Source organism: Paenarthrobacter sp. NEAU-H11 (assembly GCF_050573415.1).
Lineage (GTDB): Bacteria > Actinomycetota > Actinomycetes > Actinomycetales > Micrococcaceae > Arthrobacter.
Map to the genome: position 1 here is coordinate 240055 of NZ_JBNZGA010000001.1, position 22057 is coordinate 262111.

16 protein-coding genes are annotated in these 22057 nt (G+C 65.2%); 4 read left to right on the top strand and 12 right to left on the bottom strand.

Translation table 11 applies throughout. The annotated features are described in order from the left end of the window. Window positions 1-69 precede the first annotated feature (69 nt). On the top strand, window positions 70-318 hold the full coding sequence (locus tag ACQ3DC_RS01115; RefSeq protein WP_015937605.1) for a WhiB family transcriptional regulator: 249 nt from the start codon (window positions 70-72) through the stop codon (window positions 316-318). Window positions 319-441: 123 nt separating this feature from the next. Here ACQ3DC_RS01115 and ACQ3DC_RS01120 read toward each other — a convergent pair whose 3' ends face one another. The 4 genes from ACQ3DC_RS01120 to ACQ3DC_RS01135 are packed head-to-tail and all read right to left on the bottom strand — an operon-like array spanning window position 442 to window position 8796. After that, complete coding sequence (locus tag ACQ3DC_RS01120; protein WP_321213935.1) at window positions 442-1908, bottom strand: sensor histidine kinase; 1467 nt, start codon at window positions 1906-1908, stop codon at window positions 442-444. Window positions 1909-1936: 28 nt separating this feature from the next. Further along, window positions 1937-6790, bottom strand: coding sequence for an NAD-glutamate dehydrogenase (locus tag ACQ3DC_RS01125; RefSeq protein WP_430751347.1), 4854 nt, complete (start codon window positions 6788-6790; stop codon window positions 1937-1939). 57 nt (window positions 6791-6847) lie between these two features. Further along, window positions 6848-8155 (bottom strand): AAA family ATPase, encoded by a 1308-nt coding sequence (locus tag ACQ3DC_RS01130; protein ID WP_430751348.1) that lies wholly within the window; start codon window positions 8153-8155, stop codon window positions 6848-6850. Then, window positions 8152-8796 carry a hypothetical protein gene (locus tag ACQ3DC_RS01135; protein ID WP_430751349.1) on the bottom strand — a complete coding sequence of 215 codons (645 nt, stop codon included), beginning with the start codon at window positions 8794-8796 and terminating at the stop codon, window positions 8152-8154. The genes ACQ3DC_RS01130 and ACQ3DC_RS01135 overlap by 4 nt, the downstream gene beginning before the upstream one ends. A 154-nt stretch (window positions 8797-8950) precedes the next feature. Here ACQ3DC_RS01135 and ACQ3DC_RS01140 point away from each other — a divergent pair, with 154 nt between their 5' ends. Beyond that, entirely contained in the window at window positions 8951-9166 is a 216-nt protein-coding gene (locus ACQ3DC_RS01140; RefSeq protein WP_009356834.1) for a helix-turn-helix domain-containing protein, read from the top strand. A gap of 37 nt (window positions 9167-9203) precedes the next feature. Here the strand turns inward: ACQ3DC_RS01140 and ACQ3DC_RS01145 are convergent, their stop codons facing one another. After that, entirely contained in the window at window positions 9204-9773 is a 570-nt protein-coding gene (locus ACQ3DC_RS01145) for a hypothetical protein (RefSeq protein ID WP_157241763.1), read from the bottom strand. Window positions 9774-9902: 129 nt separating this feature from the next. On the opposite strand from ACQ3DC_RS01145, the gene ACQ3DC_RS01150 reads away from it, so the two are divergent. Further along, on the top strand, window positions 9903-10805 hold the full coding sequence (locus tag ACQ3DC_RS01150) for a LysM peptidoglycan-binding domain-containing protein (protein WP_323056579.1): 903 nt from the start codon (window positions 9903-9905) through the stop codon (window positions 10803-10805). A 91-nt stretch (window positions 10806-10896) separates the two neighbouring features. Further along, window positions 10897-11406, top strand: coding sequence for an Rv3235 family protein (locus ACQ3DC_RS01155; RefSeq protein ID WP_430751350.1), 510 nt, complete (start codon window positions 10897-10899; stop codon window positions 11404-11406). 98 nt (window positions 11407-11504) lie between these two features. Here the strand turns inward: ACQ3DC_RS01155 and secA are convergent, their stop codons facing one another. From secA to mtrA, 7 genes are all read right to left on the bottom strand, one after another. Next, window positions 11505-14243 (bottom strand): preprotein translocase subunit SecA, encoded by a 2739-nt coding sequence (gene secA, locus ACQ3DC_RS01160; RefSeq protein ID WP_430751351.1) that lies wholly within the window; start codon window positions 14241-14243, stop codon window positions 11505-11507. A gap of 47 nt (window positions 14244-14290) precedes the next feature. Then, window positions 14291-15556 (bottom strand): winged helix-turn-helix domain-containing protein, encoded by a 1266-nt coding sequence (locus ACQ3DC_RS01165; protein WP_430751352.1) that lies wholly within the window; start codon window positions 15554-15556, stop codon window positions 14291-14293. 32 nt (window positions 15557-15588) lie between these two features. After that, on the bottom strand, window positions 15589-16314 hold the full coding sequence (hpf, locus tag ACQ3DC_RS01170; protein ID WP_157241760.1) for a ribosome hibernation-promoting factor, HPF/YfiA family: 726 nt from the start codon (window positions 16312-16314) through the stop codon (window positions 15589-15591). Window positions 16315-16458: 144 nt separating this feature from the next. Further along, complete coding sequence (locus ACQ3DC_RS01175) at window positions 16459-17382, bottom strand: ComF family protein (protein ID WP_430751353.1); 924 nt, start codon at window positions 17380-17382, stop codon at window positions 16459-16461. A gap of 104 nt (window positions 17383-17486) precedes the next feature. After that, a complete protein-coding gene (locus ACQ3DC_RS01180) occupies window positions 17487-19205 on the bottom strand; it encodes an LpqB family beta-propeller domain-containing protein (protein ID WP_430751354.1) in 1719 nt (572 codons plus the stop codon). Beyond that, window positions 19202-20953, bottom strand: coding sequence for an MtrAB system histidine kinase MtrB (mtrB, locus tag ACQ3DC_RS01185; protein WP_157243075.1), 1752 nt, complete (start codon window positions 20951-20953; stop codon window positions 19202-19204). Before mtrB ends, ACQ3DC_RS01180 begins: the two co-directional genes overlap by 4 nt. Window positions 20954-21095: 142 nt before the next feature. Next, window positions 21096-21770 (bottom strand): MtrAB system response regulator MtrA, encoded by a 675-nt coding sequence (mtrA, locus tag ACQ3DC_RS01190; protein ID WP_102974915.1) that lies wholly within the window; start codon window positions 21768-21770, stop codon window positions 21096-21098. Window positions 21771-22057: the final 287 nt, after the last annotated feature.

The following is a 22057-nucleotide window of genomic DNA, read 5'->3' on the forward strand; positions in this document are numbered from 1 at the left end:
CTTTTCCTTTGTAGCTACTAGTGAATAATTTCACAAGGGCTCTTCCCAGAAATGGAGCAACTGATCAGCATGGATTGGCGTAACCGCGCAGCGTGCCTCGAAAAGGACCCCGAACTCTTCTTCCCCGTCGGGAACACCGGGCCTGCCCTCCTGCAGATCGAGGAAGCAAAGAGCGTCTGCCGCCGGTGCCCCGTTGTGGATACCTGCCTGCAGTGGGCCCTCGAGTCCGGCCAGGACGCCGGCGTCTGGGGCGGCATGAGCGAAGACGAGCGCCGGGCGCTGAAGCGCCGCGCTGCCCGCGCCCGCCGCGCTTCCTGATCCCACCGGAAACCTCCAGGCACAAACAGCCCCGGCTGCAACCTTCCAAGGCTGCAGCCGGGGCTGTTTCAGTTGTTCCTCCTCGGCAAGTCCGCCACCGGCGAAGGTAGCCGGGCTCCCGACCTACTTCCCGGCGAGGCTGAGGCGGATCTCGACGGCAGTGCCGCCGCCCTCCCGTGGCCGCCACTGGATGGTCCCGCCCAGTTCGCTCGTCACGAGGGTCCGCACGATCTGAAGCCCCAGCCCCTCAACGTGGGGTGTGTCAGGAAGCCCCACGCCGTCGTCGGCAATGGTGACGGTGAGCTCCTCGCCGTCATCCCCTTCCGACCGGTCAGCGATCAGCGAGACCGTTCCGGCCCTTCCCTCCAGTCCGTGCTCCACGGCATTGGTTACCAGTTCGTTGATGACCAGGGCCAGCGGGGTGGCGAGGTCGCTGGGCAGCTCGCCAAAGGTGCCGGAGCGTTCCGTCCTGACCTGTTGCGAGGGCGAGGCGACTTCCGCCGAAAGACGGAACTGACGTCCGATCAGCTCATCAAAATCCACGCTCTGGGTGAGGCCCTGGGACAGGGTCTCGTGGACGAGCGCGATGGTGGCCACCCGCCGCATCGCCTGCTCCAGGCCCTGTTTGGCTTCGTCGCTGACCATGCGCCGGGACTGCATGCGCAGCAGCGCCGCCACGGTCTGGAGATTGTTCTTGACCCGGTGGTGGATCTCCCGGATAGTGGCGTCCTTGGTGACAAGCTCCATTTCCCGCCGGCGCAACTCGGACACATCGCGGCACAGGACCAGCGCGCCGAAGCGCTGCTGCTCGTCGCGCAGCGGAATCGCGCGCAGGGACAGGCTCACCCCCCGGGACTCGATCTCACTGCGCCAGGGCATCCGGCCGGTCACTACGAGGGGGAGCGTCTCGTCCACCATGCGGCGGTCCTTGAGGAGGCTGGCGGTCACCTCCGCGAGGGACCGGCCCTCAAGGGATTCCCCGTCACCCAGCCGCCTGAAGGCAGAAACACCGTTGGGACTGGCGTACTGCACGATGCCTTCTGCATCCAGCCTGATCAGCCCGTCCCCCACGCGCGGCGCACCGCGCCGGGAACCCGTAGGCGACGCGAAGTCCGGCCAGAGCCCCAGCGTGCCCATCCGCAGCAGGTCATACGCGCACTGGCGGTAGGTCAGTTCGAGCCGGGACGGCATCCGCGAGCTGGACAGGTCCATGTGCGTGGTGACCACGGCAAGGGTGCGCCCGTTGCGGACCATGGGGACCGCCTCCACCCGCAGGGCCATGTCACTGCTCCAGTTCGTTTCGCTGGAGCGTTCGATGGAACGGCTGTTCCATGCCTTGTCCACGAGCGGCTGCAGGTCGGACCGGATGCCCTCGCCCACGAAGTCGCCGTGGAACACCGTGTGCGTGGTGGAGGGCCGGACATGCGCCAACGCCACATACCCGTGGTCAGGGTGCGGGAACCACAGCGCAAGGTCCGCGAACGCCAGGTCCGCGACCATCTGCCAGTCCCCCACCAGGAGGTGCAGCCACTCGGCATCGCCCGGCCCAAAATCAGCATGTTCCCTGATAGGGTCCGTAAAGATTGCCACTGCACCTCCATTTGCGACGCCGGCTTGGCTAGCGTCGAACGATTGACCTCAAGAGCCTCAATGCTACCGACAGTGACGCCATATCGTCGGCCTCAAGTGAATTGACCTCGTCGAACATGGACTTGGCCCGGCTCAGCTGCTCGGCATTTTGAGCCTCCCAGTCCTTCAGGCGGGCCTCCGGCGAGTCGCTGGCAGCGGTGGCGTCCAGCACCGCCATCGTCATGTCCGAGATGGTGGAGTACAGGTCATCCCGCAGGGCCGCCCGGGCCAGGGCCTGCCACCTGTCCTGCCGGGGCAGGCTGCTGATCCGTTCCAGCAGCGAGTCGGCGTGGAACCGGTTGAAGACGGTGTAGTAGACGGCCGCGATTTCATTCACAGGCTCTTTGCGCCCATGCGCGATCTTGGCAATGTCCAGCAGCACGAAGCTCTCAAAAAGCTCCGCCCATCGCAGGGCGAGGCCTTCCGGCAGCTCCCATTCACGCGCTGTCTCCAGCCAGCCTGCCACCCGTTCCCGGTCATCACCCCGCAGGTAGTCCAGCAGGTGGGCCCGCATCGGCTCCATCACGGGTTTGAACTCCGACACGACGTCGGCTATCGGCCGGGAGACCGTGCCCTGGCCCAGGAGCCAGCGGACTGCACGGTCAAGCAACCGCCTGATGTCCAGGTGGACGGCGCTCCAGTGCTCGGTGGGGAAGGACGCCGGCAGGCTGTTCAGCTCCCCCACCATGTGGTCCAGCTCGTAGATCTCCCGCAGGGCCACGAATGCCTTTGCCACCGCTGCTTCGCTGGCCGACGTTTCCTCCATCACCCGGAACGCGAACGTGATGCCGCCGAGGTTAATCATGTCGTTGGCAACCACAGTGGCAATGATCTCGCGCCGCAGCGGGTGGGTGTCCAGTTCAGCGTCAAAACGCTCCCGCAGCTGCGCGGGGAAGTAGGCGCGCAGCGTCTGCCTGAACCAGGGGTCGTCTGCCAGGTCGCTTTCCCGCAGTGCCGTCGCGAGCTCGATCTTGGCATACGCGGCGAGTACCGACAGTTCAGGAGATGTCAGCCCCTGGCCCTGCTGCAGCCGCTCCCGGAGCGCTTCGGTGGAGGGAAGCGCCTCAAGGTCCCGTTTCAGGTCGGCCGTCTTTTCGAGCCAGTCCATCAGCCGTTCGTAGCTCGGGCTCCACTCGGCCACCTTCGTCCGGTCGTTCAGCAGCAGGATGTTCTGGTCAATGTTGTCTTCAAGAACCAGCCGGCCCACTTCGTCGGTCATCGATGCAAGGAAGCCGGAGCGTTCTTCCGCCGACAGCTTTCCGGCAGCCACCATCCGGTCCACGAAGATCTTGATATTGACTTCGTGGTCGGAGCAGTCCACGCCGGCGGAGTTGTCGATGGCGTCCGTGTTGAGGATGACACCCTGCAGAGCCGCTTCAATGCGGCCGCGCTGTGTCATGCCGAGGTTTCCGCCTTCGCCCACCACCTTGACGCGCAAGTCCCGGCCGTCCACCCGGATCGCGTCGTTGGCCTTGTCCCCCACCGAGGCGTTGGTCTCGGTGCTCGCCTTGACGTAAGTCCCGATGCCGCCGTTGTAGAGCAGGTCGGCGGGGGCAAGGAGGACTGCGCGGAGGAGTTCCGGCGGGCTGAGTTCGGTGGTTTCGGCCGGCAGTCCCAGCGCCGTGCGGACCTGGGGCGAAACCGGGATCGACTTGGCCTGCCGGGCGAAGACTCCGCCGCCTTCACTGATGAGCGACTTGTCGTAGTCATCCCACGAGGACCTCGGCAGCTCGAACAAACGCTGCCGTTCCGCAAACGAGGCTTCCTCGTCCGGGTTGGGGTCGAGGAAAATGTGGCGGTGGTCGAAGGCCGCCAGGAGGCGGATGTGGCGGGACAACAGCATGCCGTTACCGAAGACGTCCCCTGACATGTCCCCCACGCCCACCACGGTGAACGGCTGGGTCTGGGTGTCCAGGTCGAGTTCGCTGAAGTGGCGTTTCACCGACTCCCACGCACCCCGCGCCGTAATGCCCATCGCCTTGTGGTCGTACCCGACGGATCCGCCGGACGCGAATGCGTCCCCGAGCCAGAAACCGTACTCGGCAGCGAGCCCGTTGGCGATGTCGGAGAACGTCGCGGTGCCCTTGTCGGCAGCCACCACGAGGTAGGAATCGTCGTCGTCGTGCCTTACAACGTCCGACGGCGGCACGAGCCTTTCGCTGTCACCCTCGGTGAGGAGGTTGTCTGTGATGTCCAGCAGGCCCCTGATGAAGGTCTTGTAGCTTTCGATCCCTTCCGCCATCCAGGCGGCGCGGTCAACCGTGGGGTCGGGAAGCTGCTTGGCAAAGAAACCGCCCTTCGCCCCCGTGGGCACGATGACGGCGTTCTTCACCGTCTGCGCTTTCACCAGCCCCAGGATCTCGGTGCGGAAATCCTCGCGGCGGTCGGACCAGCGAAGCCCGCCGCGTGCCACCTTGCCGAAGCGGAGATGGACCCCCTCCACCCGCGGCGCGTAGACCCAGATCTCGAACATGGGGCGCGGGAAGGGCAGGCCCTCAAGCCGGGCGGGATCGAGTTTGAAACTCAGGTGAGGCTTGTTCTGGTAGTAGTTGGTCCGGAGCGTCGCCTCGATCAGGTTGACGAACGTGCGGAGGACCCTGTCGGCGTCGAGCGTCTCCACCTTTTCAATGGCCAGGTCCAGGTCCTTGCGGGCGGACGCCTGGGCCTCATTGCGCTCTTCGTCGTTGAGGGAAGGATCGAAGCGCGCGGCGAAGAGCGCAGTCAGCCCCTTGGTCACGCGGGGGTTGGCCAGCAGGGTATCGGCCATGAAGCCGAAGGAGTTGGTGTTACCCATCTGGCGCATGTACCGCGCGTAGGCCCGCAGCACGGTGATCTTCCGCCACTGCAGACCCTCGCGCAGCACCAGCCGGTCGAAGCTGTCCGACTCGGCTGCACCCGTCACTGCAGCGCCGAAGGACTCGGCAAGGAGCTGGCCCGTGGAGACCGGGTCCACCTTTGCCGGGTACTTCAGGCCAAGGTCGTACAGGAAGAAGTCGCGGCGGTCCGCCGTTTCGATTTCGAAAGGCCGCTCGTCCAGGACCTCCAGTCCGAGGTTGTGGAAGTACGGCAGGATCTGGCTGAGGCTCTTGGGCTCCAGCATGTAGAGCTTGACCCGCGCGTCCTCCTCCAGTGTTGCCCCCGCACCTTCCGGGAGATAGACGTGCACGCCGGGGCGCTCCTGGACAGTACCTTCAGCCCGTTCCGCGGCGGCACCGTACTTCTCGAACCGTGCAATGTCCTCGAGTGCGTCCTCGACTTCGTAGTCCACCCGGTAGCTGGCGGGAAACGCTTCCGACCAGATGGCGGCAAGCTCCTTTGCCTCAGAAACGTCCCGCCCCTCGCGCAGGACCTCCGCGATCCCTTCGCTCCAGGAGCGGGCAGCCCGCACAAGGCGCTTCTCCAGCTCCTCCGCATTGACGTTGCTTATGTCTGCGTTCTTGGGCAGCCGGATGCGGAAGAACAGGCGGGCCAGCGCCGACTCCGTCATGCGGGCTTCGTAGTCAATGGAGACGGCCTGGAACGTTTCGCGCAGCTCCTGCTCGATGCGGAGGCGAACGTTCGTGGTGTACCTGTCCCGTGGAAGATAGACGACGGCGGACATGAACCGGCCGTAGATGTCAGGCCGAAGGAACAGCCTGGTGCGCCGACGCTCCTGGAGTTTCTGGATGCCGAGGGCAGTGGCGGCTAGGTCCGGGACCTCAATCTGGAATAGCTCGTCCCTGGGATAGGTTTCCAGGATGCCCAGCAGGTCCTTGCCGGAGTGGGAGTCCGGGGGAAAGCCGGCGCTTCGAAGCACCGCGTCAACCTTCTCGCGCACAATCGGAATATTCCGGACGGAGCCGGTGTAGGCGCTGGTTGCCAGGAGGCCGATAAAGCGCCGCTCGCCGTTGACATTCCCCGCGGCGTCAAAGCTCTTCACACCAATGTAGTCCAGGTAGGCCGAGCGGTGGACGGTGGAGCGGGAGTTTGCCTTCGTGATGACCAGGGCGCGTTTTTCCCGTGCCTTCTTCCGGCCGGTGTCCGTCAGGTGCTGAATGTGGGGCGAGTCGGTGGAGGGCCGCAACAGCCCAAGGCCGCTGTCTTCACGGAGCTCCAGGACGTCTTCCCCGTCAACGTTGACCAGGTCGTATTCCCGGTAGCCCAGGAAGGTGAAGTTCCCGTCGTCGAGCCAGCGAAGGAGGTCCTGCGCCTGCCGCAGTTCGGCGATTTGCGAGGAGTTGGCTGTCTGGTCAAGGCTTTCCGCGATTTGGATGGCCTTCTGGCGCATCTTTGGCCAGTCCTCCACGGCGGCGCGGACATCCTTGAGGACCCGTTCAAGGCCTTCGAGGAGGGAGGCTTTCGCGTCTTCCGAGACGCGGTTGATCTCGACGGCGATCCAGGACTCCATGTGCGAGGCGTTCTCACCCTGGGCAATGAGGTGGGACAGGCTGGGCATGGCGGCCGTGTCGCCGCTGGAAATCCCAAGGTGCGCCGGGACCCTGCTGACCTTGGTGAGCTCGCCGCTCTCCCTGTTCCGGGTAGCCACGAAGAGGGGGTGAATGACCAGCTTGATGGCGGCATGCTGCCGGACGAGTTCGGCGTTGACCGAGTCCACCAGGAAGGGCATGTCATCTGTGACAACGAAGACCACGCTGCTGTCTTCCTCGTCCGCAATGGCGACCTTCGCCTGGCCAGGCCTCCGGACGGAGGCGATCTCCCGGTGATGGTCGGCACGGGCAACCAGCACGTCCCGGGGGTACGTTCGGGCGTCCTCTTCGGCTAGGTGCTGGTAGTAGTCCCCAATGAAGCCCTCATCGCCTATAAGGGAAAGGGGCTGATCCTCCACGCTGGATCCAGACGACATCGACAAACGCCTCCATCACAAGATATTCGCTGCACCCTTGCAGCTCTTATGGCGAGCCTAGTCCTTCGCCCGGCGCCGTGCTGTGGAAGAAAATACAGAGGATTTCCGATTTTGCTGGTCGGATGCACAAACCAAATTGCGGATGGCGTGGCGGAGGGACGAATCTGGAGCAACCTCAAGCAGCAGGGACCCTCCCAACAGTGCGGCATCCGCCGCAGACACGTCGTAGGGAAGGAAAGCCTTAAGCTCAGACGCGGGACCGTACCGCTCCCAGGCATCCTTCAGCTGCCGCTCCGGCCCTCTGCCTACCGACGAGGCGCGTACGCGGTTCATCACAACAATGGGTGATGCCTGCGGAACAGCCAACTCGAGCTCTGCGAGGCCACGGACCAGCCTCGGCACTCCCACCGGGTCCGCGGCACCCACAGCGTAGAGCGTGTCAGCCAGCTCGAGCGACCGCAGCGTGGCTGCGTTCCGCCGCGGGGCCAGCGTATCGAAACTGAGTTCTTCGTCCGCTTCAAGGCAGAACCCGGCATCCACCACCACGACTTCCGCAATCTCCCGGGCGCGTTCGAGGACCAGCGCAAGGGCGGAGGCCCGGAGCTCCGTCCAGCGGTCCGCCCGGGTAATCCCGGTAAGGACCCTGAAGGTGCCCGCTTTGGTTGCCACTGGCGCGGCGATCTTCTCGAGCGCCTCCCTGTCCAGCAGGCCCTGGTCCGCGAGCCTGCATGCCTGTGCCAGGCCCGCCGACTCATCGAGGAGGCCCAGGACAGCCGCGATGCTGGCGCCATAACTGTCGGCGTCAACAAGAAGCACGGCCGTTCCTTCCGCAGCCAACTCACCGGCGATATTTGCAGCAACGGTGGTCCGTCCGGGAGCTCCGGCCGGCCCCCAGACCGCAATGATCCTGCCCGGACCCGGTTCATCCGGCCCCGCCGGCGGCTCGGCCTGGACGGACTTCAGTGCAGCCCCGGGGTCAGCCGGGCCGCTTCTCCGGGCAACACCTGGCCCCCGCCCTGTGAGTTGGGCTACCGCCTCTGCGATCCTGTCCGAGAGCGCCGCGGACTCCACGCCGGTCAGCGCTGAAGCTACCCCTATCGACCGCAGCCGGGCGGCTTCGTCGGCGTTGTCAGTCAGGGCAATGATTGCCACCCCAACTGCCGAAAGCCTGTCCACGAGCGAGGAAGTCAGTCCTTCGGACCCGTCCGCCACAACCGCAGCCCTGGCCAGGCCGCTTTGGCACGCCGCCAGAAGTTCGGGAAGTTCCGTGCACCTCCTGACCACCGTTACCGGTCCATGCAGGCGCTCGAGCCCGCCCACCAGATCGTCCCTGCTCTGGCCGACGGTAACTACCGGGATGCTCACCTGGCACCGCCGCCCGGGTTCCAGACCACAGAGATTTTCGCCTCATTGGCCTGGGCCCCCAGAAGGGCCGGCATTTGACCATCCTCCACCAACACCATCAGGACGGTGGTTTTTGATGATCCCAGAGCCGTCGAGCCGGAAGTTACTTCCGCGATCTCAGCGCCGGGAAGGAGGAGTTTCGGTTCACTGAATCCGTTGCGGGCATCCGGCTGCGCAACCCAAACGTCCACCCTCGCGCCGGCGACGGCTTGCGCCGGGAGGGTTTCCTCGATGGTGAGGGCTACCGGCTTCCGGTCGAGTTGGTCGACTGAGCCAAGGCTGGCGCGGGGCACCAACTGGTCCTTGCCGATGCGCTGGACCGCCACCACCCCTTCGGGGATGCCTGATTCGGCCGTAATATACTGCTCCTCCGTCTCACCCAGGCGCACCTTTGCGCGCACAACGTTATCCCGGGTCAGCCTCTCCCCTACGGCGATGCCGTCACGGGCCGCATATACCTCGGTGGTCCGGTCCGCACTGCCGACAAGGAACACAACACCCGCCACGGACACCAGGACCAGGAGGACACCTACCAGCAGGCGGGGGTCCTTCCATGATGGCCGTTTCAGCCTGGCCGCTGTGGCGGATGAATCAGGAACCATGAAAATTCTCCCCCTATGTGCGCCGGCCCTGCTCGCCGTGTCCAAACACCCTCATTGTTACCGCCGTGACGCTGGAACGAAAGTCACGATGCCAAACAGGGCCAATCTGTGGATAACAGCAGCATAAGGTCCCATTCGATGGCAAAATGGAGGCATGCCAAGGTTCCTAACGCTCGCAGATGTCGCCGAGCAGCTTCAGATCAACTCGCCGGCCGCGTACGCGCTGGTCCGCAGTGGAGAACTGAAGGCCATCCAGGTGGGCGGCCGCGGCCAATGGCGGGTTGAAGAAAAGATGCTGGAGCAATACATCGAGGAGCGCTACGCCGAGGCCAGCCGGATGATCCAGGAATCCAAGTCCAGGTCCGTCTGAGCTCCGTCCGGGACTTCGGCGCCAACAGCACCGCCGGCTAAGAATCGCCAGTCCGCCGTGACCTGACGGCCGCCAACGCCGCCAAGGGGATGACTGACACCTGGCCGACTTGGTTGCTGCGGCGCACCTCTCCCGGAGTGAACGTCGCCAGGTCCAGATAATCCTTCCCCACCCGGTCGATGACCCCGGCCAGCCTCACCGCACCGGCACCATGCGCCAACGTCACCGCCAGTTCCGCGCGGTCCCGTGCCAAAGCGCGCAGCGCGTGCGCAAGTCCCAGCCCCCTGCGCACCGCCGACGGTTCAGCCACGGAGAACCTGCCCAGGCCCACATAACGTACAGCGGCGGCATACGGGACCAGGACCTGGTGCCGCTCCTCATCGAGAACCAAGGCGTCCGCGCCGGCGTGGCTCAGCGCGCCGCGGACAACATCGCCACACGCGAGATGCACGGCGAGGCGGCACCCCAAGGCGCCGCGGAGCCGGTCCGCGAGCCCGACGTCCACCATCTCCGCCCGGGTCCGTTCGTTGATCTCCGCGTCCAGGGAAAGCCGCTCCGATTCGGCAAATTGGCTTTCCATGTCATTGAAGAGTGCATCCCAGCGCATTGCGTCAGCGTAGGACCGGGCCGGGCGGCCGGTCAATGCATCAAGTAATTCTTTCCAGCGTATGGACAAACCTGCACGCACGGGCTCAAACTTTCCTTATGCGTATCAAACAACATCAAACTGCATCAAATGAGCAGTTCTGTGGCTAGGCCTGGATCACGGCGGTTGTCTGCCGACGCCGTGGCAGCGGCAGCTGTCCTCCTGTTGGGCCTTTTGCTGTGCCTCATCGGCTCGGGGCTGCTGGCACAGTGGAAGGATTCGTATGCGCGGCAGCAGCTGCCCGGCGTGGAGATTCATCTGGCTGCCGCAGCAGGCATTGCAGGAGCGGGCATTGTGGCCTGGTGGTTCGTGTCGCTGGCGTGCGCGGCCGCTACCGCCGTCCTGGCCAGAACAGGCAGAGCCCGGGCCGCAGCAGCCACGCGGAAGCTTTCCCCCGCTTTCATGCAGCGGTTGGTGCTCGGCGCGCTGTCCGTTCAACTCCTGGCCGGACCCGTGGCCCACGCCTCGGTACCGGCGCCCGGCCCGGTGTGGGCACCCACGCAAGGCCACTCATCCTCGGCGCCCGCTGGCCCTGCCACTGCGACAGCCCAAGATCCAGCCAAATCCCCGCCGGCCCATACGGAGACGCTGGCCGGTGCAGTGACCCGATCCGGGAATGAAGCACCGGCCGGCAACGTGGCGCCGGTCCATACAGGGAAGGAACACGCCGTCGTTGAAACAACGGCGCCACCGCCACCCGTCCACCCCGGCTGGCAACCGGTCCCGCCGGTGGTGAATCCGGGCATGCTTGCGGCTCCTGCCATCCGTGCCACCCGGGAAGCAGCGCCTGCGGAGGTTGAAGGCGTCACCGTCCAGGCGGGAGACACCCTGTGGGACATCGCTGCCCGTCATCTCGGACACGGCGCTTCGGACCTGGACATCGCGCTTCAATGGCCCCGCTGGTACCAGGCCAACCTGGCACTCATAGGACAGAACCCTGACGTGCTGCTCCCGGGACAGATTCTTCAGCCACCTTCACCCGCCCACAAATAGCCAGGCCGCGAATAGCCAGGCCACACCCTACGGGCCAAGCCCGATCCCGTCCGCCATCCCACTGACGGGCAATCCAACCAAGGGGAAACCAATGAGTGCAGTGACACCGATACGCACGGCCAAGACCACAAACAGGGCGGGCCAAGGGACGGCCCCGGGAGCGGAGGCAAATCATGCGCCGCGCCGGCCAACCACGCCACCGTTGTCTCCGGGCCGCCAGGCAGCTTCCACGCCTTTGCGTCCCGTCGACGACATGGCGGAGGTCCGCACAGTCACCCGCACCACAGTGCAGGCGGCCATGGAGGTACTTGCCGGGATCCGGCCGATCCATCAGCTTGCCCGGCGCCTTGACCCCCGATGCCTGGCGGCCCTGCAACACCGGGCCGCCCTTATCCGCCGCGAGCTCACGCGTACGGGCAGTCCGGCCCTGGCAAGGCTCCATCGCAACTCGACTGTCAGGTCGGTCCGGGTCTGCGAGGTCGCCGACGGCATTTACGAGGCCAGCGCAGTGGTGGTGGACGACGTACGGGCCCGTGCCGTTGCCGTCCGGCTGGAGCAAAGCAAGCAGGTGTGGCGGGTGACCGAACTTGTCATTGGTTGACGACGCAGCGGAAAGAAAGCAGGGCCGGGAACCTCTGTTCCCGGCCCTGCCCGCACTCATTGCCTGGCACCGCGGCCGGCAGGCAGGTCCTTCTGTGGTCAGCGGCGCTTTTTCTTTGCGGGGCGCTTTGCCGCATCCTGCGCGGCCGCCTTGGCCGGATTTCCGGAACGGCCGGAGGAACGGGTCTCTACCCTGGTCTGCGTGCCACCGGTTTCGCTCGGAGCCGTGTACTGCAGCTGGGCAGGCTTTTCCGGAGCTTCCAGACCGGCGGCCCGTACCTGCGGTTCGACATGCTCGGTGTGTCCGCCCTGTGCATCCGGCACCACCACGTCCTGGGCAGGAGTGACTTCCACTTCGAGATTGAACAGGAACCCCACGCTCTCTTCGCGGATGGCTTCCATCATGCTCTGGAACAGGAGGAAGCCTTCACGCTGGTACTCCACGAGGGGATCACGCTGTGCCATGGCGCGCAGGCCAATGCCCTCTTTGAGGTAGTCCATCTCATACAGGTGTTCCTGCCACTTCCGTCCAATGACGGAGAGGACCACCCGGCGCTCAAGTTCCCGCATGCTTTCGGAGCCGATGGCTTCCTCGCGCGCCTGGTACACCAGCCGTGCGTCGGACAACAGCTCCTCTTTCAGGAACTCAACAGTGAGCCTGGACTTCCCGCCGGCTTCCTCGATGATCTCGTCCGGAGTAACGCTGACAGGGTAGAGCGTCTTGAGGTTGGTCCAGAGCAGGTTGTAGTCCCAGTCGTCCCCGTTACCTTCGGCCGTTGCGGCGTCGATGAAAGCGGTGATGGTGTCTTCGACGAAGAACTGTACTTTCTCATGCAGGTCGTCGCCTTCGAGGATCCGGCGCCTGTCGCTGTAGATCGCTTCTCGCTGGCGGTTAAGGACGTCGTCGTACTTCAGGACGTTCTTGCGCTGTTCGGCGTTGCGGCCCTCAACCTGCCCCTGGGCGGAGGCGATTGCCCGGGACACCAGCTTCGATTCCAGTGCGACGTCGTCGGGCACGGAGCTGTTCATGAGCCGTTCCGCCGCCCCTGAGTTGAAGAGCCGCATGAGGTCATCGGTCAACGACAGGTAGAACCGGGATTCGCCGGGATCGCCCTGGCGGCCGGAACGTCCGCGGAGCTGGTTGTCGATGCGGCGTGATTCGTGGCGCTCGGTGCCGAGGACGTAGAGTCCGCCGAGATCCAGGACTTCTTCATGCTCGTCCTTGACGGACTGCTTGGCAGCCTCAAGGGCGGCGGGCCACTGGGACTCGTACTCCTCGGAGTTCTCTCCAGGGTCCAGTCCGCGCTTCGCGAGCTCGGCCACAGCGGTAAACTCAGCGTTGCCGCCGAGCATGATGTCGGTACCGCGGCCGGCCATGTTGGTTGCCACCGTGACGGCACCCTTTCGGCCCGCCTGGGCAACGATGGCGGCTTCGCGTGCATGGTTCTTCGCGTTGAGGACCTCGTGGCGAATGCCTTCCTTGGCAAGGAGCCGGGAGAGGTATTCGCTCTTTTCAACGCTGGTGGTGCCCACCAGGACAGGCTGGCCCTTTTCGTGGCGTTCGGCAATGTCCCGCACAACGGCGTCGAACTTGACCGTTTCATTCTTGTAGACGAGGTCCGGCTGGTCGATGCGCTGCATGTCCCGGTTTGTCGGAATGGCCACTACGCCCAGCTTGTAGGTGCTCATGAACTCGGCCGCCTCGGTTTCGGCGGTGCCGGTCATGCCCGAGAGCTTGTCGTACATGCGGAAGTAGTTCTGCAGCGTAACGGTGGCCAGGGTCTGGTTCTCAGCCTTGATCTCGACGCCTTCCTTGGCCTCGATCGCCTGGTGCATGCCCTCGTTGTAGCGCCGGCCGGCCAGGATGCGGCCGGTGTGCTCGTCGACAATCAGCACTTCACCGTCCAGGATGACGTAGTCCTTGTCCCGCTTGAACAGTTCCTTGGCCTTGATGGCGTTGTTAAGGAACCCGATGAGGGGCGTGTTCGCGGACTCGTACAGGTTCTGGATGCCGAGGTAGTCCTCCACCTTTTCGATGCCGCTCTCCAGGACGCCGACGGTGCGCTTCTTCTCGTCGACCTCGTAATCCTTCTCCGGCTGCAGCCGCTGGACCACTTTGGCAAATTCGCTGTACCAGCGGTTTGTGTCCCCCTGCGCGGGGCCGGAGATGATGAGCGGGGTACGCGCCTCATCGATGAGGATCGAGTCCACCTCGTCAACGATGGCGAAGTTGTGCCCGCGCTGGACGAGCTCGTTCCTGTCCCACGCCATGTTGTCGCGGAGGTAGTCGAAACCGAACTCGTTGTTGGTGCCGTACGTGATGTCCGCGGCGTACTGCTGGCGCCGGACCGCCGGGTCCTGGTTGGCCAGGATGCACCCGCTGGTCAAACCAAGGAAACGGTAGACGCGGCCCATGAGGTCGGACTGGTATTCGGCGAGGTAGTCGTTAACGGTGACCACGTGGACACCCTTGCCGGTCAACGCGTTCAGGTAGGCGGGAGCGGTCGCCACCAGGGTCTTGCCTTCGCCGGTCTTCATTTCCGCGATGTTGCCCAGGTGCAGGGCGGCACCACCCATCAACTGGACATCGAAGTGGCGCATCCCCAGGGTCCGTGACGAAGCTTCGCGGACTGCGGCAAAAGCCTCCGGAAGCAGGTCATCCAGCTCCTCGCCATCCTGGTGGCGTTCGCGGAGCCGGGCAGTTTCTTCCCGGAGTTCGGCATCCGTGAAGGTCTTGAAGGAGTCTTCCAGGGCATTGATGGAGTCGGCATAGTTCCTCAGCTGCCGGAGTGTTTTTTTGTCACCGGTGCGGAGAAGTTTTTCGATAAGTGATGCCACGTGAAGATGCTCCCAGTCTCATGCCGCCGAATTCTGGCGTTTTTAGTCTACGGGAGAGACGCCGCCGCGAGCCCCGTTTGTTCCCTCAGAGCGGATACTCCCCTGCCGCTGACCGCCGCGGCGAGGCTCCCGGAGAGGTCTCCAACCGGGAAGACGTCCACTTCGGACAGGCCGAGCCAGTCGGCCATGAGCCGAAGCTCCGCAGCGAGTTCGACGGCGGTGTCCGGCGGGGCGTAAGGCTCCGCGAAGGCGGACCTCGCCAGCAGGATCCCGCGTTGGCGGTCCGCCTTCAGGTCCACACGGGCCACGATCCTGTCGCGGAGGAGGAAGGGAAGGACGTAATACCCGTAGCGCCTCTTGTGTTCGGGCGTGTAAATCTCGATCCGGTAGTGGAAGCCGAACAGTTCCTCAAGCCGCCGGCGTTCGAACACCAGGGAGTCGAACGGACTCAGCAAGGCGCGGCCGGTGGCGCGCCGAGGCAACCTCGCTTCGACATGGCGGAAGACATCACGCTCCCAGCCCGGAACTGTGACGCGTTCCAGCCTGCCCATCCGCACCAGATGTTCGACGGCGGCCGCCGCGGCCTTCGGAGGGGTGCGGAAGTAATCCGCGAAACAACGTACGGTGCCGATGCCATGTGCCTGGGCAGCGGCGTCGATCAGCCGGTGCATCGCTTCCGCTGGACCGGCGTCGCCTGTCGCCGGCCCGGACAACTCCGGCAGCACCCTGGATGTCAACGTGTACCTGCGCTCGAACTGCTCCGTCCGCGCTGCCGCGGAGACCACGCCTTCCTCGAACAGGTGCTCGAGCACCCGTTTGACGGCGTTCCAGTTCCAGCCCCAGTTGGCAGTCTCCTTCTCCTCGACGTGGCCCATCCTGGCAGTCAGCTGGGCCGCGGTCAGGGGCCGGGAGCGTGCCAGCGTGTCCAGGATCTTCCCTGCGATTGCGGCGCGAAGGTCAGGGTCCATGCGGGAGGCGCCGACCCAGGAGCGCTTCTGCCACAGGAGGAGGTCCGCGTAGTGCTCCGGGCGGATGTAGCTCGCTTCGTGTGCCCAGTACTCCACCATGCGCCGCGGATGGACGGCGGTCATTCGCTGGAGGATGGTTCGGTCGTAGTTTCCCAGCCGCGAAAAGAAGGGCAGGAGGTGGCTCCGGGAGACGACGTTCACGGAATCGATCTGGACGAGCTGGATCCGGGCAAAGGTGCGGCCCACCGCCCGTGAGGTCACGGGGCCGGTGGGCCGTCCTTTGTCGAGTCCCTGGGCTGCCAAAGCGATCCGCCGTGCCTGGTCCAGGCTCAGCGTCGCTGACACTTCAGTCCTCTCTGTGGATGGTGTCAACCACCCTACGCGTTTGCGGCGGCGTCGTCCGAACGGTACGCAATGACCTTTTCCTCCACCACGGTGTCTCCGGGTTCGCACTCGTGATCCAGCGTGATGACCCCGTAGGTCCAGCCGCGGCGCCGGTACACGACCGACGGCGTGTTGGTGGCCTTGTCCACGAAAAGGTAGAAATCATGGCCCACAAGTTCCATGTTGTCCACGGCGTCGTCGAGGGAGAGGGAGGCGGCAGGAAAAACCTTGCGCCGGATCAGGACGGGCGAGTTGCCGGCCGGGATGTCGTTTTCAACATCGTAGGGAGACTTGTCCTCGGGGGCGGCGACGGCCTCATTCCGGTGGCTGGCCTCGACATAAAGCGGTTCTTGCGTGCTGGCGGGTTCCAGGGTGGCCGTCGCTTCCCGGACAGCCTTAGGGGTGTGCCGTCCATGGTGGACCTTCTTGCGGTCCTTGGCCCGACGGAGCCGTTCAAGCAGTTTGTTGTAGGCAAGATCAAAGGCCGCGAACTTGTCAGCGGCGCTGGCTTCGGCACGAATCACGGGTCCCCGGCCCAGCACCGTCACCTCAACGGTCAGCTGGTCGCCGGTCTGCCGGGCATTGGTCTCCTTCGAGACTTTCGCGTCCACCCGCTGGACCTTGTCCCCAAGCGACTCGATTTTCGAAATCTTTTCCCCGGCATATTCACGGAACCGGTCTGAGACTGTCAGATTTCGTCCGCTGATCATAAACTCCATGGTGCCCTCCAAATGACTTCGGTGACACGACGGCGGCGCTTCCCTGGGCCGATCTGTGTGACAGTCGAGCCCCTCTCCGAGCCGCCATCGAAAGGTACATTCTGTTCTTGGTACCCACCACCGACGTTAGTTCATAGGCACCCGTTATTCATCCTTTCTTGGTTTATTTTTTTCTAAGTCATGGCGGCTTCCGCGGGTCTTCGGGAGTGGGGCGCCGTGGCCCTCGGCGTCCGGCGGGCGTGTCGCAGCGAGGACGACGGCACCCGTTACCTGTGCCCCTGATGCATGGAGCGCGCGGGCTGCTTCGGCCAGCGTGGAGCCGGTGGTCAGGACGTCGTCGATGATGACGCAGCGGCGCCCGGCCACCTTTGCCCGCCCCCGCCTGGAGACCCGCATGGAACCGCGCACCCGCTGCGCCCGGGCGCCCCGGCCCAGGCCTTTTTGGCCGCCCGGCAGCTGCAGGACGGACCCGCCGGCCTTGGCGAGGACATCTGCGACAGGCAACCCTGCAAGCTGCTGCGAGGCCCCGGCCAGCAGCAGGTGGACAGGGCTGAAACCCCGATTCAGGTAGGCCTTGGTGCTGGTGGGCACGGGGACGAGGCAGATCTCTCCGGAGCCCTCGGCGGCTGCGCGAACCGCCCCGGCGAGCGCGCGGCCCAGGCTTCGCTTGAGCTGCTGCTGGCCGTGCCTCTTGAACGAAAGCAGGGCCTGCGCGAGCTCTTCGCGGTAGACGCCGGCAGCCACCACCGGAAGCAGCACCGACCCGTCCACATCCATGAGTGCCGGCGCTCCGCTTTCTGCCCGGAACGGGGCTGCGGTGAGGTGCCGGATGCGACGATCACAGGGGATGCAGAGCGCCCGGTCTTCCGCGCCGCAGCTGACGCAGTCAACCGGAACAGCAAGCGACAGGAGGTCCGCCGCCGCTCCCGTGAGCTGGTCGGTGAACCGGAGGAAGGCGCTGCCGTGGTCTGAGCGGTGCCGGGCGGCAATTCCGTCGGGCGGGTCAAGGTCGGGATCGAGCCGGACACCTGTCACGGCCCGCCCGCCGGCTGAGGGTCTGCGGCTCACCCCACCATCTTCGGCCTGCGCCCCGTCGCCGCGCAGCGGGCAGGCGCGCTATGTGGACAGTGCCCCGAAGCGCTACTGCCGGCCACGATGTCCGGCCGCGGTTCTCAGCCGGGAAATGCCGGATCGATCGGGCCCTTGATCTGCGGAGACCAGCCGTTACCAAGCCGCTGGAAAATCCCTTCAGCCGACTGTGCATAGATTTCCTCAGCCCCGTTGCCCGCGCTGAGGGCCACGAGGCCTGGCCACGGTGCCAGCTGCTGCGGCTGCCCGGAGGTGAGGGACAGCAGTTCCGGGGTGACGTTCTGCCCCGCTGATGCCTTCATCACGGCAACAGTTGTATCCGTGACCCAGACGCCCTGGTCCGGATCGCTGCCGGTGGCCAAGGTGGCCGGCGGTGTCAGCTCCCGCGGGGTGCCGTCGGCGCCCCGGATGATTCCGGTTACCTGAACCCTGGTTTTGCCGTTCTGCTCCGAAATCACCAGCGCCCGGACCCCTTCCCTGGAAATCCGGAACTCCTTGACTGTCCTTCCAGCCAGCCATGCGGGCGACAGGGTGACAGTTGGAACGGCGGCGCCCTCCGCAATCCCGGCCGGGCGGAACGCCACAACTTCAGTGCCGCCCGTGGCACCCGGACCTGCCGACCACACCCATTCACTGAGGCCGAAGGATGGCCTGCTCAGGGTGCTCCTCGTGGTCAGGGCCCGGGCGGGTTGCCCGGGACTGATGCTGTACAGCGTCGTGCGGCTTTCGTTGAGGAAAGCGGCCGTCTGCGAAACCGGGGACTCCGCGGGGAACCGCGGCGCGAACGATGATACGGGCTGCATGTCCGGAAGCGGCGAAACCCTGTTGTTCTCGTACCGCACCAGCTCGTTGCCGCTGATGGCAATCTGGCGGGACGGCACGCTCTTGTCCTGGACCGGCGGGAGGACGGCTCCGTTGTCTTCCACCCGCACCAGGTCCTGGTTGGCGCGCAGCTCGACATTGACGACGTCGGGCTGGCTGCGGAACGTCAGCGTCAGCTGCATCTGCATCCGGAGCCGGTCCTCCGGGGACGTCTCCATCAGTTCCTTGGCCGTCAGGTCCACCTGCGCAGCCCCTGAGACGACGGGGACCGACTCCCGCGCGAGCTTGATGCCGGACGGAAAGGCACTCGCCACCGCCCCGCGCAGGTACGGCGCCGGCCCTGCCAGCAGTGCGCTGGTCATCGCCTTGACGGTCTTGTTCTTGATGAACCAGCGGACGTCCGGGACAGCGAACGTGAATGTGGGGTCGTAGAAGTAGATGGGGTAAGCCCCGTAAATCACCTTGAAGGTTTCCTCAGCAATGGCGGTGCCGTCCGGGAGGCCTGAAATACGCCATTCACCATCCACCTGGGTAAGAGTCACCGGGATATTCTCAATGGTTCCCTCCGGCGACTGTGTGGCGATGCCGTCCGCATCCACGGTGTAGGCGACATCCAGCTCGTAGTTGTAGACGTTCTCGTTTCCCGTTGCCACCACCCGCGCCTCCCGGTAGACGAGCGCCCGCTGGTCCGGCTTCCAGGACACCGAGGCGGCCTGGGTCAGGTACTGGCGTGCCACAGCGTAGTCGTCCTCATAGCCGCTGCCTGCCCGGTAGAAGTAATCGATGATGGTTTCCGGCAAGGCACCCGGTTGGGGAGCTGCCGGCAGGAACACCGGCGCGCTGACGTTGCCCGCGCTGCCTTCGCTGCTTTTGCCCACCGGCCCCGAGGTGGGAATACGGGCGCAGCCGGCCAGCAGCACCAGCAGGAGGACCAGCAGTGAAGCAGGCAGCTTGGCCCGGCGGCCGGCGCGACCGATCATTTTCCCTCCTTCGGGGACGATGCCGGAGCAAGCGACGCGGCACCCGTTTCCAGGACGAGTATGTTCTCTGAGCGCGGCTCACCGGGAAGGGTGATGTCCTCCGGCTCCAGCTGGACCGGCGACTTGTCGATCTCTTCTCCTTGGCGGAGCGGCAGCGTCAGCCGGAAGTTGGCGCCGCTTCCCTTCCTGCCCCACGCCTGGAGCCAGCCGTTGTGCAGTTTGGTGTCTTCCATGGCGATGGACAGGCCGAGGCCGCTTCCGCCGGTAGTGCGCGCCCGCGCAGGGTCTGCCCGCCAGAAACGGTCAAAGACGCGCGCCGCTTCCGCGGGATCCATTCCGATCCCCTGGTCCCGGACGGCAATCCCGACGGCGGTCTGGCTGGCCGCCACGGTGACAGTGACTGGCTTACCTTCGCCGTGTTCCACGGCGTTGAGGATCAGGTTCCGCAGGATCCTGTCGATACGGCGGGCATCCATTTCCACGATGACGGCACCCTCCGGTGCCCTGAGGACAATCTCGGAACCATATTCGGCAGCCACCGGGGCCGCACCCTCGATGGCGTGGGCGATCACCTGCAGGATGTCCTCCGCTTCCGCATCCAGTACCGCCACACCGGCGTCGAACCTGGAGATCTCCAGCAGGTCCGAGAGGAGCGACTGGAAACGCTCCACCTGGTTGTAGAGCAGTTCCGCCGAACGCTTGTTGATGGGGTCGAAATCGTGCCGGGCGTCGTACAGGACCTCCGCAGCCATCCGGACGGTGGTCAGCGGTGTCCGCAACTCGTGGGAGACGTCCGAGACGAAGCGCTGCTGCATCTGGGAGAGGGTTGCCAGCTGGGTGATCTGTTCCTGGAGGCTGGCTGCCATGTGGTTGAAGGAGGCGCCGAGGCGGGCCACTTCATCTTCACCCCGGACCACCATCCGCTCCTGCAGCTGGCCCGCGGCGAGCTTCTCGGAGACCATGGCGGCGTGGCTGACCGGGCTGACCACGTTCCGCGTGACATACCAGGCGACGGCTCCGATCAGGAGCACCAGCACCGCACCGCCCGCCCACAGGACGCTCTGGATCTCGTCCAGCGTCTTCTGGGCGGTATTCAGGTCGTAAATAAGGTAGAGCTCGTAGACGGTGCCGTTGAAGGTCACTTTGTTGCCCACGGCAATGCCTGGCCGGTCCTCGGTGCCGACCGGGATGACCGTGGATGCCCAGTACTGGTCCTTCCCGGATTCCTGCACGGCCTTGCGAAGCGCCGGCGGAATGACGCTGACGGTCAACTGGTCGGAGGCCCGGGATTCGACCCAGCGGTTCCGCGGTTTGGTCTGTTCAGGCACGGCCTCGAAGACGTACCTGCGCTGGATGACCGACCCGCGGCCCTCCACGGCGTTCAGGGTGTCGTAAACGAGGGTGATCACGCTGGCCTGGTCGGTGACCTGCGCGCCGTCGAACGTGTCCTGCACCTGCTTGACGTTGTAGCGGGTCTCCGACTCGGCCTGCGTCAACCGCTCCTGGAAGAGGTTGTTGGCAATCTGGTTGGACAGGTACGCGCCCACCACAGCGAAGGAGGTGACGGCCAGGAGCAGGGTGGTGAGGACAGTCCGGAACTGCAGGGACCGGCGCCACCGGCGGTGGAGGGAACGTCCGACGTACCGCAGCGCCGGCAGGAACCGGCGGACTCCGGTCTTGACCAGCCGCGCAACGCGCAGGCTGACAATCAGGGACCGCCGCTGCCAGAGATGGGCGCGGAACGTCAGGCCCCGCAGGCTGATGGCGTCCGTGTGTTCGGGGGGAGGCGGCGGCCCGGTGCCGCTGCTGTGGTGCCCGGAAGTTTCCCCCGGAGCGGGGTTCGCGGAAGCTGGCACGCCCGTACCGGGTGTACCGCCTTGCGACGCGGGTTCAGGCCCCTGCTTTGTAGCCGACACCACGCACCGTCAATACGACTTCCGGAGCTTCCGGATCCTGCTCGATCTTGGAACGAAGCCGCTGGACATGGACGTTCACAAGGCGCGTATCGGCAGCGTGCCGGTAGCCCCAGACCTGCTCGAGCAGCAGTTCGCGGGTGAACACCTGCCAAGGCTTCCGGGCGAGCGCCACCAGGAGGTCAAACTCCAGGGGCGTCAGAGAGATCCGCTCATTGCCCCGGCTGACGGTGTGCCCGGCGACATCAATGGTGATGTCCGCGATGCGCAACGTTTCGGGCGCTTTCTGGTCACCGGGTCGGAGCCGTGCACGGACGCGGGCCACGAGTTCCGCCGGCTTGAACGGCTTGGGCACGTAGTCATCGGCGCCGGACTCGAGTCCGCGGACGACGTCGGACGTATCTGACTTGGCGGTGAGCATGACAATGGGAACATCGGACTCCGCGCGGACCTGCCGGCAGACCTCGATGCCGTCCACACCGGGAAGCATGAGGTCCAGCAACACAAGGTCCGGCCGGGATGACCGGAAAACGTCCAGCGCCTGGGCGCCGTCCGCGCAGAAGACGGGCTCGAAGCCGTCGTTGCGGAGAACAATTCCAATCATTTCGGCCAGCGCTTCGTCATCATCTACCACCAGAATGCGTGCCTTCATAGCTATATATTCCCTTATGAGGATGGCTTTGTCCTATTGGACGCCCTCCGGCATGGCGGGGCGCTAGGATGCCCGACGCCGGAACTATAGGCTGGTGCCACGCCGTGCGTTGGCGCGCCGCGCCTGCGTCAATGGAGCGGGCGCCTGGCTGACGGCGCACTGGTACGGGGGAAGGAACATCGGTGTCACCACAGGATTCGGACGCGCAGGAGCCTCAGGACCGGCAGGCTGCCTGGCGGCACCCTTCCGGCCACCAGCCGCCAGGACCGCAGCCATCGGGACAACAG

Coding starts and splice junctions, on each gene's coding strand:
- ACQ3DC_RS01150 (WP_323056579.1), top strand. CDS start 9,903: ATGAGCAGTTCTGTGGCTAGGCCTGGATCACGGCGGTTGTCTGCCGAC.
- ACQ3DC_RS01180 (WP_430751354.1), bottom strand. CDS start 19,205: ATGATCGGTCGCGCCGGCCGCCGGGCCAAGCTGCCTGCTTCACTGCTG.
- ACQ3DC_RS01145 (WP_157241763.1), bottom strand. CDS start 9,773: ATGCGCTGGGATGCACTCTTCAATGACATGGAAAGCCAATTTGCCGAA.
- hpf (WP_157241760.1), bottom strand. CDS start 16,314: ATGGAGTTTATGATCAGCGGACGAAATCTGACAGTCTCAGACCGGTTC.
- ACQ3DC_RS01140 (WP_009356834.1), top strand. CDS start 8,951: ATGCCAAGGTTCCTAACGCTCGCAGATGTCGCCGAGCAGCTTCAGATC.
- mtrA (WP_102974915.1), bottom strand. CDS start 21,770: ATGAAGGCACGCATTCTGGTGGTAGATGATGACGAAGCGCTGGCCGAA.
- ACQ3DC_RS01155 (WP_430751350.1), top strand. CDS start 10,897: ATGAGTGCAGTGACACCGATACGCACGGCCAAGACCACAAACAGGGCG.
- ACQ3DC_RS01115 (WP_015937605.1), top strand. CDS start 70: ATGGATTGGCGTAACCGCGCAGCGTGCCTCGAAAAGGACCCCGAACTC.
- ACQ3DC_RS01125 (WP_430751347.1), bottom strand. CDS start 6,790: ATGTCGTCTGGATCCAGCGTGGAGGATCAGCCCCTTTCCCTTATAGGC.
- ACQ3DC_RS01135 (WP_430751349.1), bottom strand. CDS start 8,796: ATGGTTCCTGATTCATCCGCCACAGCGGCCAGGCTGAAACGGCCATCA.